This is a genomic window from Nitrospira sp. Nam80 (assembly GCF_965152575.1).
Genome location: NZ_OZ224216.1, coordinates 2,502,748 through 2,517,753, shown reverse-complemented (window position 1 = coordinate 2,517,753; position 15,006 = coordinate 2,502,748). Strand labels below are relative to the sequence as shown.

The 15,006-nt window shown below is 57.6% G+C and carries 18 protein-coding genes; 9 read left to right on the top strand and 9 right to left on the bottom strand.

The window, feature by feature from the left end:
• The first annotated feature begins 44 nt into the window (after positions 1-44).
• From ACWGXE_RS11860 to ACWGXE_RS11835, 6 genes are all read left to right on the top strand, one after another.
• Positions 45-3,131, top strand: coding sequence for an efflux RND transporter permease subunit (locus ACWGXE_RS11860; protein ID WP_447597974.1), 3,087 nt, complete (start codon positions 45-47; stop codon positions 3,129-3,131).
• 62 nt (positions 3,132-3,193) lie between these two features.
• On the top strand, positions 3,194-3,991 hold the full coding sequence (locus tag ACWGXE_RS11855) for a HEAT repeat domain-containing protein (protein ID WP_447597973.1): 798 nt from the start codon (positions 3,194-3,196) through the stop codon (positions 3,989-3,991).
• A gap of 107 nt (positions 3,992-4,098) precedes the next feature.
• A complete protein-coding gene (gene def / locus ACWGXE_RS11850; protein ID WP_447597972.1) occupies positions 4,099-4,629 on the top strand; it encodes a peptide deformylase in 531 nt (176 codons plus the stop codon).
• Between the two features lie 23 nt (positions 4,630-4,652).
• On the top strand, positions 4,653-6,377 hold the full coding sequence (locus tag ACWGXE_RS11845; RefSeq protein WP_447597971.1) for an ABC transporter ATP-binding protein: 1,725 nt from the start codon (positions 4,653-4,655) through the stop codon (positions 6,375-6,377).
• A gap of 62 nt (positions 6,378-6,439) precedes the next feature.
• Entirely contained in the window at positions 6,440-6,676 is a 237-nt protein-coding gene (locus ACWGXE_RS11840) for a hypothetical protein (protein WP_447597970.1), read from the top strand.
• 11 nt (positions 6,677-6,687) lie between these two features.
• Positions 6,688-6,894, top strand: a complete 207-nt coding sequence (locus ACWGXE_RS11835; protein WP_447597969.1) for a hypothetical protein — start codon at positions 6,688-6,690, stop codon at positions 6,892-6,894.
• 35 nt (positions 6,895-6,929) lie between these two features.
• Here ACWGXE_RS11835 and ACWGXE_RS11830 read toward each other — a convergent pair whose 3' ends face one another.
• From ACWGXE_RS11830 to thiS, 9 genes are all read right to left on the bottom strand, one after another.
• On the bottom strand, positions 6,930-7,259 hold the full coding sequence (locus ACWGXE_RS11830; protein ID WP_447597968.1) for a hypothetical protein: 330 nt from the start codon (positions 7,257-7,259) through the stop codon (positions 6,930-6,932).
• A 92-nt stretch (positions 7,260-7,351) separates the two neighbouring features.
• Positions 7,352-7,864 (bottom strand): Mov34/MPN/PAD-1 family protein, encoded by a 513-nt coding sequence (locus tag ACWGXE_RS11825; protein ID WP_447597967.1) that lies wholly within the window; start codon positions 7,862-7,864, stop codon positions 7,352-7,354.
• A 1-nt stretch (position 7,865) separates the two neighbouring features.
• A complete protein-coding gene (gene moeB, locus ACWGXE_RS11820) occupies positions 7,866-8,672 on the bottom strand; it encodes a molybdopterin-synthase adenylyltransferase MoeB (protein ID WP_447603720.1) in 807 nt (268 codons plus the stop codon).
• 69 nt (positions 8,673-8,741) lie between these two features.
• The gene (locus ACWGXE_RS11815; protein WP_447597966.1) at positions 8,742-8,981 is read right to left on the bottom strand and encodes an NIL domain-containing protein; all 240 of its coding nucleotides are present in this window, start codon (positions 8,979-8,981) and stop codon (positions 8,742-8,744) included.
• On the bottom strand, positions 8,978-9,256 hold the full coding sequence (locus tag ACWGXE_RS11810) for a MoaD/ThiS family protein (protein WP_447597965.1): 279 nt from the start codon (positions 9,254-9,256) through the stop codon (positions 8,978-8,980). Before ACWGXE_RS11810 ends, ACWGXE_RS11815 begins: the two co-directional genes overlap by 4 nt.
• Positions 9,253-10,503, bottom strand: coding sequence for a threonine synthase (gene thrC, locus ACWGXE_RS11805; RefSeq protein ID WP_447597964.1), 1,251 nt, complete (start codon positions 10,501-10,503; stop codon positions 9,253-9,255). Before thrC ends, ACWGXE_RS11810 begins: the two co-directional genes overlap by 4 nt.
• Before the next feature lie 14 nt (positions 10,504-10,517).
• A complete protein-coding gene (locus ACWGXE_RS11800; protein ID WP_447597963.1) occupies positions 10,518-11,339 on the bottom strand; it encodes a HesA/MoeB/ThiF family protein in 822 nt (273 codons plus the stop codon).
• A 114-nt stretch (positions 11,340-11,453) separates the two neighbouring features.
• A complete protein-coding gene (cysK, locus tag ACWGXE_RS11795; protein ID WP_447597962.1) occupies positions 11,454-12,377 on the bottom strand; it encodes a cysteine synthase A in 924 nt (307 codons plus the stop codon).
• A gap of 2 nt (positions 12,378-12,379) precedes the next feature.
• Positions 12,380-12,580 carry a sulfur carrier protein ThiS gene (gene thiS / locus ACWGXE_RS11790; protein WP_447597961.1) on the bottom strand — a complete coding sequence of 67 codons (201 nt, stop codon included), beginning with the start codon at positions 12,578-12,580 and terminating at the stop codon, positions 12,380-12,382.
• 193 nt (positions 12,581-12,773) lie between these two features.
• Here thiS and ACWGXE_RS11785 point away from each other — a divergent pair, with 193 nt between their 5' ends.
• From ACWGXE_RS11785 to ACWGXE_RS11775, 3 genes are read left to right on the top strand one after another with little or no spacing between them, the layout of a single operon-like run.
• Positions 12,774-13,151 carry a hypothetical protein gene (locus ACWGXE_RS11785; protein WP_447597960.1) on the top strand — a complete coding sequence of 126 codons (378 nt, stop codon included), beginning with the start codon at positions 12,774-12,776 and terminating at the stop codon, positions 13,149-13,151.
• Between the two features lie 20 nt (positions 13,152-13,171).
• Entirely contained in the window at positions 13,172-13,711 is a 540-nt protein-coding gene (locus tag ACWGXE_RS11780) for a phospholipase D-like domain-containing protein (RefSeq protein WP_447597959.1), read from the top strand.
• A gap of 7 nt (positions 13,712-13,718) precedes the next feature.
• A complete protein-coding gene (locus ACWGXE_RS11775) occupies positions 13,719-15,005 on the top strand; it encodes an FAD-dependent oxidoreductase (RefSeq protein ID WP_447597958.1) in 1,287 nt (428 codons plus the stop codon).
• The last annotated feature ends 1 nt before the right edge of the window (position 15,006 follow it).

Here is a 15,006-nt window from a genome sequence, read left to right as displayed (position 1 = left end):
GCAAGAGCCGGGTGTAGCCGGTTCAGGAGCCTCCATCCACGCCGATGATCGCCCGCATCGTCGAAATTTCCCTCGTTCAGCGATTCCTTCTCTGCTCCCTCGGTGTTGCGCTGCTGTTCGGCGGACTCTACGCGTTCAACCTGCTCGATATCGTCGCGTATCCCGATCCCTCGCCGCCGATGGTCGAAGTCATCACCCAGTTTCCCGGGTGGTCGGCTGAAGAAATCGAGCGCCAGATTACGATTCCCATCGAAGTCGCGCTCAACGGCATGGTGGGACTGAGCGATATTCGCTCCTTGTCGATTTTCGGGCTGAGCGATATCAAGGTCTATTTTAATTTTGGGACGGATTATTTTCGCGATCGACAAGAAGTGGTGAATCGCCTGGCCGCCGTCGCCCTTCCGCCCGGCGCCGTTCCGACCTTGTCGCCCTGGTGGGCCATCGCCGAGATATATCGATATGAGCTGGCCGGAGACGAACACGTCAGCCTGACCGATCTGAAGACGGCGCAAGACTGGCAGGTGCGGCGGGAGTTTCGGCGTGTGCCCGGCGTTATCGACGTGACGGCATTCGGCGGGACCACAAAGGAATACCACGTCGATATCGATCCGGGGAAACTGATCAGCTATGGAGTCAGCCTTACGCAGGTGATGGAGGCGCTCAGCAATAGCAATGCGAACGTCGGCGGCAACTACCTCACCGTGGGCGCCCAAAATTATAATATCCGCGGTCTGGGACTCATCAACAGCCTCCAGGATATCGAGCATGTGATGGTGGCCGAGAAGGAAGGAACCCCGATTTTTATCAGGACACTGGGGAAGGTGACGGTCGGCAATCGTGTCCGGCTCGGCAAAGTCGGGATCGATGACCGGGACGATGTGGTCGAAGGCGTGATTTTGCTCCAGCGCGGGTACAAGGCGTTGCCCGCCCTCGACGGCGTTCGGGACAAGGTGGCGGAGTTGAACAATTGGAAGCTGCCGTCCGGCATCAAGCTCAAAACTTTTTATGATCGAACCGCCCTGATCCACACGACGGTCGAGACGGTGCGGGACATTCTGATCAGCGGGATGATCCTTGTGTTCGTCATCCTCTATTTTTTCCTCGGCCATTTTCGCGCGGCGATGATCGTGGCCCTGACCATTCCGCTCTCGCTGTTGTTCACCTTTTCCATGATGGTCTTCGCCGGCCAGTCCGCCAATCTCATCTCATTGGGTGCCATCGATTTCGGCATCATCGTGGACGCCACATTGGTCATGGTCGAAAGCATTTTCTTCCATCTGGCGCACGACCGCCGCTCCGGGCTCACTATTCATCAGCAGATCGTCCGATCCGCACGCCAGGTGGGACAGCCGATCTTGTTCTCGACCGCGATTATCGTCGTGGCCTTCATCCCGCTGTTTACGATGACCGGTGTGCCGGGAAAAATATTCGCCCCAATGTCGATCACCTACGGCTTCGCCTTGCTCGGGGCGCTGTTGATGGCGTTCACGCTGGCGCCGGTCTTATGCTCATTTTTGCTAACGGGCCCGTTGAAGGAAGAGGATACGAAGTTCGTCCGCGTGATCAGGGGTCTCTATCGACACACGCTCGAATGGGCCCTCAGGAATAAAACCATCGTCATCGGCGCCTCCGTCGCGGCCATGCTCCTCACGGTCATGGCGCTGCAATTCATCGGGGGTGAGTTCATGCCGGCCTTGGAAGAGGGGAACCTCTGGGTACGGGCGACGATGCCGGTGGATATTTCGTTTGATCAGGCTGCGCGGCTCTCGGGAGAAATCAGGGGCATGTTCCGGCAGTCCCCGGAAATCTCGACGATCGTGTCGCAGTTGGGACGGCCCGATGACGGGACGGATCCGACCAGTTTCTTCAATGCCGAATTCCTGGCCAACCTGAAACCGGCGAGCGAGTGGCGTCCGGGTCTGACGAAGGACCGATTGATCGAAGAAATCGAGCGTCGGCTCAAATCGGTTCCCGGGGTGATTTTTAATTTTTCCCAGGTGATTCAGGACAATGTGGAAGAGGCCATGTCCGGCGTCAAAGGGGAGAATTCGATCAAGCTGTTCGGGAACGATTTGAAAATGATGGAAGCCAAAGCGGTCGAAATCGAAAAGGTCATGAAGGGCATTTCCGGGGTGAAGGATTTGGGCATCCTGCGTCTCATGGGGCAACCCAACCTGTTGATCGAAGTGAATCGGGAAGCGAGCGCCCGATACGGCCTGCAGGTCTCCGACGTGAACGCGGTCGTTCAAGCCGCTATCGGAGGACAAGCCGTGACGCAGGTGTACGAAGGCGAGCGGCTGTTCGATCTAGTCGTGCGCTTCCTTCCCGAGTACCGGCAGGATCCGGAGGCCATCGGAAATATTCTGGTCAATACGCCCAACGGCGCCCGCATCCCCTTGAAGCAGTTGGCAACGATCACCACCCAGACCGGCGCCTTTATCATCTATCGCGAAAACAATGAGCGCTATATCCCGATCAAATTCAGCGTGCGGGACCGGGATCTGGAGAGCACTGTGACCGAGGCGCAGGCGAAATTGACTCAGGACGTGAAACTGCCGGAGCGCTATCGCATGGAATGGGCGGGGCAGTATGATCAACTGAAGAATGAGCAGGCCCGTCTGGTCAAAATCGTTCCTCTCAGCCTGGTGTTGATTCTGTTCCTCTTGTATACGACCTTTAATTCAATCAAAAATGCGCTGCTGGTTCTCGTGACCGTGCCGTTCGCCTTGATCGGCGGTGTCCTGGCCCTGACGCTGACCGGCACCCATTTCAGCATCTCAGCCGCCGTCGGCGTGATTTCCACCCTCGGTGTGGCGATTTTGGGCGGGGTATTGTTGATTTCCCGGATTGAGGACTATCGCACCGGCGGCTTGGCCATGCGTGAGGCCATTCTGAAGGGGGCCGACGTACAGATGCGGCCGATTCTCATGGCCACCTTGGCGGCCGCCATTGGGCTGTTTCCCGCGGCCGTCGCGACCGGAATCGGCTCGCAGGCTCAGAAGCCGCTCGCTCGGGTCGTGGTCGGCGGCATGCTGACGGCGGCAGTCATGATCCTCGTCGTTCTGCCGCTGCTGTATGAAGTCGTACATCGACGCGCCGCCCGGCGATCTGAAGCCGAGCAAGAAGACTAATGCATCGGGTATACTATTTCATTCCGACTGGTAATGGGTCGAGCAAGAAAGGACGCATGGTCATGGTGATGCGCTTGAGGTCAGCGACAATCTGTCTCTTCATCTTGGTGAGTTTGATCGGGTTCGCTTCAGGATGGGCCGCGGGACAAGTCGGGGATCATCTCCTGCTCGCGCAGATGCCCTACGAAGCTCCTCCCGAGAGGGCGGTGCCTGTACCCGATGTGGCGGTGCCGCCGAATACTCAGCCGCTGTCGCCCGAAGAACTACAACGAGCCGAAGCGCTGCTTCCTCTCCTCGAAGGCAAACAAGAATTCTGGGCCATGGGGGAATTTGTCCATCTCGGAGAACCGGTCGTGCCGGTAGTGACCAAGGCCTTGACGATGCCGGGACCTCGCGTCCGGTATAACGCTATCGAAACCTTATCGATGCTGAAGTCCCCGGTGGCCGTGCCGGCCCTCCTTGAAACGGCGAAACAGTCCGGTGAATTGCCGCGGATCCGCGAACATGCCTTGCGCGTGGCCATCAGGCTCGATCCCTCCTCGGCCCCGGCCGCGATCGAGGTCATGGCCAAGGACTCCAACTCGGCCATCCGCAAAACAGCCGCGTTCGAGGCGCGGTATGTCCGCAATAAAGGCGTGATTCAACCGCTGATCGATCTCATCGCCGATGACGAACGCTATGTGGCCATTTCGGCGGTGCAATCGCTCTGGATGTTGACGAGACACGAAACCGAATTTCATGACTGGGAGGCTTCCTCCAAGCAAGATCGCCAGGCCTGGTCTCAAGAATGGATCGAATGGTGGAATGCCGAAAAGGACGGGTTTGAAATTCCGGAGATCAAGCGGCGCCGAGCCTCTTAATCCGCCGCAGCCGGACGCGGGCCGCTTGCCTTGCGACGGATTGAAACGGTGTGTTAGATACACAAGCATGAGGAAACGATGGTTCCACACTTTGACCGAGGATATCAGTGGCGCTACTAAAAGTGATTAAGCTCGGGCATCCGCTGCTCCGGCAACGTGCAATGCCTGTCGATCCGGCCGAGATCCGCAAACCGGCGTTCCAGCAGGCGATCGACGATATGTTTGAAACGATGTATGACGAGCCGGGGATCGGGTTGGCGGCTCCCCAAGTCGCGCGTTCGCAGCAACTGGTGGTGATGGATTGTCCCGGCGAGGGCGGGTTTCCGGCGACGGTCCTCATCAACCCCACGATTATGTTCTACGGTCCCGAGCAAGTCGAATCCTGGGAAGGCTGTCTCAGCGTGGACGGTTTGCGGGGAAAGGTGACGCGTCCGTCGCTGGTTCGCGTCCAAGCGTTGGATCGCGACGGGAAGCCGATGGATTTTGAGGCAACCGGCCTCTATGCCGTGTGTATACAGCATGAGCTCGACCATTTGATCGGAAAGGTGTTTCTCGATCGCATGACGGATTTGTCCACCTTAACGCAGTTGGAAGAGTTTGAGAAGTTCTGGCAGAAACAACCGGCCAGCGTGATCTAATTGGCGGTTCTCACCGATTTCCAGTGAAATCCCTTCTTCGCGTACTCTCGTATCTCAAGCCGTTCCGCCTACTGGCGGTGCTGACATTCTTCTTCGCCGGCCTCGCGACCGCGCTGGAATTGGTCCCTCCTTATCTGTTGAAGATCGTCATTGATGACGTCATCGAAGCCAAGCGGCCGGAATTGCTGTGGTGGGTATTGGGCGCGCTCTTTGCCGCGTACCTGCTGCGAAATATCTGCAGCAGCCTGCGCGTGCGGTTCAACAATATGTTGGAACAAAAGGCAGTCCATACGCTCAGGACGCAAGTCTTCGGCGCTCTGCAGCGATTATCGCTCAGTTATTTTGAAAACCGCTCGACCGGAGAAATTATGAGCCGAGTCACGAGCGACACAGAGCATGTGGAGCGCATTTTCGTGGACGGGCTCGAGGGATTGCTCACGGCTTTGTTGACCTTGGCCGGGATCACGGTGATGTTGTTTTTCCTCAATTGGAAATTGGCGCTGCTCTCGATGGTGCCGATCCCGGTGCTCATTCTCTCCGCGTCCTGGTTCACCAGGCGCGTTCACGGCTACTACCACGACATCAGGCGAAGCGGCGCGAGCCTGAACGCCTATCTCCAGGACGCGCTCTCGGGCATCAAGGAGACAATCGGATTCGGCCAGCATGACTATGAACGGGACCGGTTTGCCCGGCTCAGCCAGGAATACAGCACCAGCAATCTTCGTGCGATGTTTCTGTGGTCGGTCTATTGGCCCGGCATGGTCTTTGTGGGCAGCATCGGCACGCTCTTGATCGTCTGGTATGGGGCGGGTGAGGTGCTGTCCGGGCAGCTGAGCGTCGGAGAACTTGTCATGTTTCTCTCGTACTTGGCGCTGTTCTATACGCCGATCAATCAGATCCATTCGGTCAATCATATGTTACAGCATGCCTTGGCCGCCAGTGAACGAGTGTTCGAAATCCTCGACGCGACCCCCGATGTACAGGACAATCCTGCGGCGGTCATTCCGGCCGAGCCGCTGCGAGGCGCAGTCGAGTTTCGCGGGGTGTCCTTCGGGTACCGGGACGAGACGGCGGTGCTGTCCGATATCAATCTGGCGGTCCGGGCCGGTGAACGGCTCGCCCTGGTGGGGCCGAGCGGAGCGGGGAAGAGCTCTCTGTTAAAGCTCGTGCTCCGCTTTTACGATGTCCGGTCCGGGCAACTCTTGATCGACGGCCATGACGTGCGTGATCTTCCATTGAGCTTTCTCAGGAGCCGGATCGGGCTGGTGCAGCAAGAACCGTTTCTGTTCAACGGCACCGTGAGGGAAAATATCGTCTACAGCGATCGGGGCGCCGATCAGGCCCGGATTGAAGCGGCCGCGCGGGCCGCGCGCGCCCATGACTTCATCATCGATCTCCCGGAGAGCTATGAAACCTGGATCGGGGAGCGAGGCGTCAAACTGTCGGTGGGCCAAAAGCAGCGCCTCTCGATCGCCCGAGTGCTGCTCAAGGATCCGCCGATTGTCATTTTTGATGAAGCGACCTCGAATATTGACACGGAAAATGAACAGAAGATTCGCGAAGCGGTCCACGAACTGACGGAGGGTCGGACGACTTTCATTATTGCACATCGGCTTGCTACACTGCACGATGTCGATCGGATCATCGTCGTTGAAAAGGGACGCATTGTGGAAGAAGGGGCGCATGAGCAACTCATGCGCGGCGGCGGGCTCTATGCCGGACTGTATGAAGCCCAATTCGAGATCTGAGATGGTCTCGCCGGATATGGTCAAGCACCGGCGATCTTATCGCCTCGTGATTATGACGGATTGTGCGCTATCGATCGGTCGGCGACAATAGGAGAGGCGACACGATGGTGTTGGTGTATGAAAACGATCCCCTGGATTCCGAGGATGCAAGGGGACGCTTCTATCATGTTTGCCGGGGGCGGATTGATCGGAATGAACTCATGCTGCCGCCGGAAGACCGGCCCTATGAATGTCCGGCATGCGGAGTTGAGCTTGAGCGGGAAGACTTTTGGATCGCCCGGCAAAAGGGGTCGGTCTAGGGAGCGAAATCATGGGAAGCACGGGGCGGCGAACGGTATCGGTGATGCGCGGGCTTATGATGCTGTGCGACACGTGCTATGACGAAGTCATGCACGACCAGATAGTCGACCAGCGCAATTTCGTGGCGGACTACGAGACTCTGTTCGATGTCATCTGTCCCGGATGCCTCGACATCAACCGCCCGCTGATCGACGACATGCTGGGAAGCTCGGAATAAAATTCTTCTCGCGCCGCTCGGCGTACCGAGTGCGGTCATTTGCAGTTTTGCCCGTCAAAATATTTGCAGGGCGTATCCCCCGACGCGAACTTCCACGTTTTCAGTAAGGGCGCTTGTCCCGGCCTCATTTCGACCACAAAGTCCGCCAGTCCCGACACTGGTAATGTGTCCAGATGGGGTTTCGCTGCGTCCGGCACATCCACCCAAAACACCGAGCCCAACGTGGAGATCAAAATCCGATTGTTTTCCTTGTCCACATAGATGACCGGACTGTAGTAGGCCTTTTCTTCGGCTGCAACATGAAGTGGTGCTGAGATAGTAAAGAACATGAGGGCGATTAACGCGACGGCGACAAGCGGTCTCATGTGCACACTCCCTTATGGTTGAGGGTGACGGCGCATTATGGCACCGTCGGTGCATGATTGGTAGAGGATTTCTCCTGAGACGGACAGCGGCGCTATTCGATGAGCACATCCGCCGGCGTGACGCGGCCGCCCTTGATCCAATAGGTGCGGACATCGGGATCATCGCCGTTCATCAATGACACGAGGAGATAGGCGGGGACGGGAAGATTGATCTGCGGCCAGATTTCTTCGTAATCGGTCGCGATCTTGATATCGGTGATCGAGGGCCGCGCGGGATCTTTCGGATGAGAATGGTAGACGACTTGGAGGTCGAGTCCTTGCTTTCGGATGTCCTTCTTCGCGTACGAGAACTCCTGCATGTCCATGACAAACGCGATTTCGGCGCGTTCTTCGGGGGAGAGCCGTTGCAGGTGCGCCGCCTTGTCCGGATCAAACGGCGACTGCTTTTCAATGCCGTCCATCGCAACGATATTCCGGATGCGATAGAGCTGCGTCACCTGCTTCGCTCGGCCGGCCAGCAGGCCGCAGCACTCGTGCGGCGCCACTTCACGCGCGTGCGCGATCATGCCGTCCACGATGTGTCGGGGAATCGTCAGGTCCGGCACGTCAGATCGCGCAAGTGACCTGGTAATCGCCGCCCAGGTCGGTAATGGTCGGGTGGCTGCCGCAGAGGGGACAGTCCGGATCTTTCGGACGGGACAGCTTGCGGAACTTCATTTCCAATGCGTCGTAGATCAGCAATTTGTCCGCCAGGGTTTCTCCGATCTCCAGGATCTCTTTGACGGCTTCCGACGCCTGGAGTACGCCGATCGTTCCAGCCAGCACCCCGAGCACGCCCGCTTCCTGACAATTTGGGACCAGCCCTGCAGGAGGGGGCTCCGGATATAGGCAGCGGTAGCAAGGAAACCCTTCGTGCGGTTTGATGGTCGTCAGTTGTCCCTCAAAGCGAAAAATGCTGCCGGAGATCAACGTCCGCTTCGCGAAAAAACATGCGTCGTTCACGAGAAAGCGGGTGGTGAAGTTGTCGGATCCATCGAGGATGATATCGTAGTCTTGGATCAACCCTAGGATGTTCGAGGCGTCCACGTGATACTGATAGGTCTTGACGGTAATATCGGGATTGACGGCGGTAAGCGTCTGCTGCCCCGATTCCACTTTCGGCTTGCCGACGGTCGCGGTGGAGTGGAGGATTTGCCGCTGAAGATTGGAGAGATCTACGACATCGCCGTCCACGAGCCCGATGGTTCCAATGCCGGCTGCGGCAAGGTATAACCCGGCGGGAGAACCCAATCCACCTGCTCCGATTATCAGCACCTTGGCGTGGGAGAGTTTCGTCTGGCCCTTGCCGCCGACCTCGTTGAGAATGAGGTGGCGGCTGTACCGCTGGATCTGTTGATCGGTAAATTCCATAATTCGTCTCTCGTGAAACGTGAAGCGCGCATACGTGGAACGGGACGCGTTCAGGAGGCGCGGGTCACGTGGTTACTCGACCACGTTCAATTCGATCGGATCCACGACGCATCCTTTCGTGCGGATGCCCTGGATCGCCCGCTCGATTTCTTCCGTGTCGCCGGTCAGTTCGAGATCCATCCATCCTGTGGTCTCGCGCACGTCCGCCCGCCTGACGTTGGTGACGACCTTGTACTCATGACCGATCTCATAAATGATCGGTTCCTTGATTTTGTTCTCCGGAAACCGGATATGGAACCGTAGGCTGGTCATCGTGATCCTCCCGCAATGGCGGGCACGATCGACACCTCGTCGCCATCCTTCAATGAGGTTTCCTTCCCTTTGAGGAACCGGATGTCCTCTTCATTGACATAGATGTTGACGAACCGGCGCAACTCGCCCTTGTCGTCGCATAGCCGATCTTTCAGGCCCGGATAAGTTGCATCCAATGAGCCGATCATATCCACAATGCTCGCCGCTTTCGCTTCAACTTCGCCTTGCCCCTTGGTCAGCGGACGAAGAGGCGTCGGAATCCGAACCTTAATCATGCGTCACCACCACCATGTTTTCCTATCGCGAACGTTTTCTGAAAACTCACCAAACTCGGTTGGATACGGTACGGACGGCCGACCGCATCCACCACCGCCTCCTGCGTCTTCAGTCCGTTGCCGGTGATATAGGCCACCGTCACGTCGGACTTTTTGATCTGTCCTTGCTTCACCAGTTTGCGGAGGACGCCGATGGTCACGCCGCCCGCCGTCTCGGCGAAGATCCCTTCGGTCTGCGCCAGCAACTTGATCCCTTCCACCACTTCTTCATCGGAAACGGCGTCCATCGCGCCCTTGCTCTCCGCGGTCGCCTTCAATGCGTAATAGCCGTCCGCGGGATTGCCGATCGCGAGCGATTTGGCGATCGTCTTGGGTTTGACCGGCTTGAAAAAGTCCCGACCCTCTTTATGGGCCGTGGCGATCGGGGAGCAGCCTTCCGCCTGGGCGCCGTTGATCTTCGTGCGGACGTTTTCGATGAGTCCCAAAGCCTGCAGCTCATGCAGCCCTTTCCAGATCTTGGTCAACAGCGAGCCCGACGCCATGGGAATCACCACCTGATCCGGAGTCCGCCAGCCTAATTGCTCCACGGTTTCAAAGGCCAGGGTTTTGGAGCCCTCCGCATAGTACGGCCGGATGTTGATATTGACGAAGGCCCATCCCTGTTCCGCCGCGATTTCACTGCAGAGACGGTTCACATCGTCGTAGTTGCCTTCGACTTCGACGACGTTGGGCTTGTAAATAAGATTACCCAATACCTTCGCCGCCTCCAGATCGGCGGGGATAAACACATAACACTGCATGCCTGACGCGGCTGCATGCGCCGCGACTGAATTGGCGAGATTCCCCGTTGAGGCACAGGCGACCGTTTCGAATCCCAGTTCGCGCGCCCGAGTGAGCGCCACGGACACCACCCGGTCCTTGAACGAAAGGGTAGGATGATTCACCGTATCGTTCTTGATATAGAGCTCGTCCAACCCGAGGTAGGCGCCCAAATTCTTGGCCCGAACCATCGGAGTCAGCCCGGCATGAGGACCCACCAGCGAGACGCCTTCGACGGGGAGCAGATCGATATAGCGCCACATGCTCAAAGGGCCGTCTTCGATCTTTTTCCTCGAGATGTTCTTCTTGATCTCGTCGTAGTTATATTTCACTTCGAGAGGGCCGAAACACATCTCGCACACGTGAATGGCCTTCACGGGATACTCTTTCCCGCACTCCCGACAAACAAGGGCTCTCATCTTAGCCATAGAAACACCACCTGTTAGTTACTGTGGGCCGGCATCGGACAACTGGGATTGATGTCACCTTCTTCGACCAACTCCGTGATGCTCGGGTGCTCTCCGCAGAGCGGACAATCGGGATTCTTTCTGACTTTAATTTCCCGAAAATGGGTGCGCCTCGCATCGAAATCGAGCAGGCGGTCGGTGAGCGGACGGCCGATCCCGAGAAGCAGCTTCAAGGCCTCCGTGGCCTGCAGCGTTCCGATAATGCCGGCTAACACGCCGATCACGCCCGCTTCCTGGCAGGAGGCTACCAGACCCGGCGGTGGCGGAGCCTTAAAAATACATCGATAGCAGGCGGATTTCTTGGGAATGATCGTCGTGAGGCGGCCGTCGAAACGCAGAATGCCGCCATGGACTAAGGGTTTGCCGGCAAAGAAGCAGGCGTCGTTAATCAAAAATTTGCCGGGAAAATTATCCACGCCGTCAATGATGACATCGTAGTCCGCGAAGATCTTGAGGGCGTTCGACGCGTTGAGCCGTTCCTCGTAAAGGCGCACTTCGACGTCGGGATTGATAGCTTGCACTTTTTCTTTCCCGGATACGACCTTGGGGCGACCAATATCGCTCGTGTGATGCAGAACCTGCCGCTGAAGATTCGACAGATCGACGACGTCGCTGTCGATGAGGCCGATGGTCCCGATTCCCGCCGCCGCCAGATACAGGGCGGCCGGAGATCCTAAGCCGCCGGCTCCGACCAGAAGAATGCGGCCCTTCGCGAGCTTCTTTTGACCCTTGCCGCCGACTTCGGGAAGCAAAATGTGCCGGCTGTAGCGGGTTATCTGTGATTCAGTAAATTCCATTTAGTCGCTCGTTTCTCAATCGCAAGTACAACTGGGAGATTTTGGTAATCTGGCGAAGCCTCACTTCACCAAATCTGAACCCGCGAAATCATACTTCATCCACGCTGCGAGGTGTCAGATATTGAAGTACTTCTCGATGCTGATATAGCGCTCTCCAGTATCGCACAAAATCGTCACGACATTTTGACCGGGGCCGAGCTCCTCCGCCACCTTCTGCGCGGCGAACACATTGGCGCCCGAAGAGATACCGACCAACAGGCCCTCTTTTTTCGCCAACAGCTTGGTCGTCTGATAAGCCTCATCGTCCGTGACGGTTATCACACGATCGAGAATCTTTCGGTTCAACACCTTGGGAATGAACCCGGCGCCGATGCCTTGAATCTTGTGCGGTCCCGGTTCTCCGCCGGAGAGAACAGGAGATCCCGCCGGCTCCACCGCGATCACTTTGGCCTTAGGATTGCGCGCCTTGATCGTTTCACCGCAGCCGGTGATCGTGCCGCCCGTCCCGACGGCCGCCACAAAAGCATCCACCTTTCCATCGAGGGCTTCCAGAATTTCAGGTCCCGTGGTCGTCCGGTGGATCGCCGGATTCGCCTCGTTGGAGAACTGATCCGGCATAAAGTAGGACGGGTTCTGAGCGATAATGCTTTCCGCTTCCTTGATCGAGCCCTTCATGCCTTCCCATGCGGCGGTCAGAACTAACTGGGCTCCGTATGAAGACAGAAGACTTGCCCGCTCCATGCTCATGCTTTCGGGCATGACCAGGATCAGTTTATATCCGCGTACTGCCGCAACGAGAGCCAGGCCGATGCCGGTGTTTCCGCTCGTCGATTCGACAATCGTTCCGCCCGGCTTGAGTTTACCTTGTCGTTCAGCCTCATTGATCATATTGAGGCAGGCGCGGTCTTTGACGCTGCCGCCCGGATTGTAGGATTCCACTTTGGCATAGATGCTCGCGCTGCCCGGTTTGCTGAGTCGATTGAGCCGAACGAGCGGGGTCTTGCCGATGAGTTCCGTGATCTCCTTGTGGGCGATCATAGTCACCGGCCACCGCCCATATAGAACAAAAATTCTACCTGGTCACCGTTCTTCAAGTGAGTGGTTTCGAAATGCGCGCGCTCCACCATCTGATCATTGATCTCAACGGCGACCATTTGAGGTTCAATGTTTTTGGCTTTCAGGAGATCGAGAACGCTGCCTCCGGTGACCTCTTCCGCCTTGCCGTTTATGGTGACTTGCATGCAGGCTCCTACCGACCGCTAAGAGTTTCAAAAGAATTTCAAGACGTTAGCAAAGAGGATCAATCCTTGTCAAGGTGACGACGTTCGCCGTGATCTCTGCGCGAGACACCGCGCGCGCATGATTTCCGGAACACTGCTTTCTTGACTTTCATTGTTCGCCGCTTACAGTATGCAGCCGGTTGGAGATACTCCCATGTGGAAAAAAAATTTCCTCTTCCGCGCGCAGGAATCCACTCCGTTGAAGGAATCGGAGAACGAACTGTTTCATGATACCGAACCGGCTTTGGACAGTGCGGGACTTCATCTCGAGAAATTCTTATCGGTATGGGTGCAGGGGGAAGGTGACGATGAAAAGCCGACCTTGTACACGAACCTGTATGTGCGAACGGCCACGTTGGATTTCACGCGCCGGGCTGGGTTCCTCCAACCGCTGCAAGGCCGAACTCATCAGATCAAGCAGATGCTGACGCCGGGACAGAAAACGTTCTTGCGGGACTGGTTGAGCCGGGAGGGGCCGGCCGCCTGGACGGAATCGGATGAGCATTTCCGAACTCTTTTCGATCCCGAGTGATCGGTCTTGCGTTCCGGTCCATGCGTCTGCTCGCCCTCGTCATTGTGCTGAGCGCCCTCTCGCCAATTTCATTCATCGCGGGCACTGACGCCGATGCGGCAAGCGATATCGAAGTCTATTATGCGCCGGAAGATCGGCCTCTGGATCGAGTCCTTCATCTTTACGGACGGGCCAAGCGTTCCATCTATGTCTCGGTCTATGGCATGACCGCGCCGTCCATGGTCAAGGCGCTGATCGAGGCCAAAAAGCGCGGGGTGGACGTCCGGGTCATCACGGATAGCGGCAGACTCGACGATCCCAAGCAAAAGACAGCGCTCCGGACGTTGCGGCTCGCCGGCGTGCCAATCAAGGTCAGCCGTCACGAGGGGTTGATGCATCTCAAGCAGGTTGTGATCGACGATGACATCAACGTGAGCGGATCGATGAACCACACAACCAGCGGCAACCGATACAATGATGAACGCCTGGATGTGATCACCGACGCGCGGGTGACGGCGCGAGCGCGGAAAAAGTTCTTGTCCATGTGGACGGATGCCGTGCGTTATTCCGATTGGAAGTGATGCAAGCATGACCCGCCATGCCCAGTTTGAAACGGATGTGGCAATTGTCGGCGCGGGCGGGGGCGGCGCGGTATTGGCTTTGATGCTGGCCCAGCGGGGAGTCCGCTCCATCGTATTGGAGCGAAGCGCCGGCCCTCCGACCGGGCTGCGCGGAGAAATCCTTCAGCCCAACGGGCAGCGCGTTTTAGATCGACTCGGCTTGCTCGCCAGGCTTCCGGCGGATGCCGTGAAACCCGTGCGGCTGTTTCATTTCTGTCGGGCCGGCGGGGAGCGACTCTGCACCGTCGATTACGGTGATCTCCCGGCGCCCTATAACCGCGCGCTGGTCACCTTGCCCAATGTGGCGCACCATGCCATTTTGAAGGAGCTGGAGGCGGCGAACTCTTCCGGCCTCTGGTACGACGCTCAGTTCACCGGCCTCCGTTATAAGGACCGGCAAGTTGTCGGCTTGGAGGCTGAACGAGACGGCGAACCCACCAAGATCACAGCCAAGATCGTCATCGGCGCCGACGGCGCCTTCTCGAAGGTGCGCCAGTCTCTTCGCATCGAGGCCGACATGCATCTCTACTCCGAAGGGTATCTGATTGCGATTCTGGACAGTCCTCGTGTCGACACTGAAGCAAGATATTTCGTGGGACAGCGGACGATCCTTGGTCTTTTTCCGGCGGCGGGCAGAAAGGTGTACCTATTTTATATGATTCCCGCCGGGTCGTTCGATCAGATCAAGGCCAAGGGGCTCGAGTCCCTGCAGCAAGCATGGACGGCCATTGCGCCGTCGGACGAAGATCTCTTCAAAAGCCTCGTCGACTGGAATCAGACCGCCTACATGCCGACCGGACGGGTGAAGACGAAAACTTGGGTTGCGGACGGCGCGGCATTATTGGGAGATGCCGCCCACGCCATGAATCCCCATGCGTCCCAAGGCCGAATGCAGGCGATGGTGGATGCGGTGACGCTGGCTGATCTGATTCCCTCATGCCTGCAATCAGGCGACTGGTCGGCCGATCGCTTGAAGGTTTACGAGCATGCCCGGCGGCCGCAGGTAGAAATGTTGCAACGCTTGGCCGACGAACAGGTCATGTGGTGGAACACGGGGAATCCCATACTGGCTTCGCTGCGGGACAGAGTCTTTCGTACGCTGGACCGGAACGCACGCTTGCGTTACCGAGTGTTGGCGACCACCGCCGGCTTGCGGACCGCTGCGCCTTTTTCTCTCGTTGATCGCGTCATTGCGGCAGGGTTATGGCCGGATCCCAATGCCCGTGCGACGCCGTCGCACGACATGGGCGGCTAAT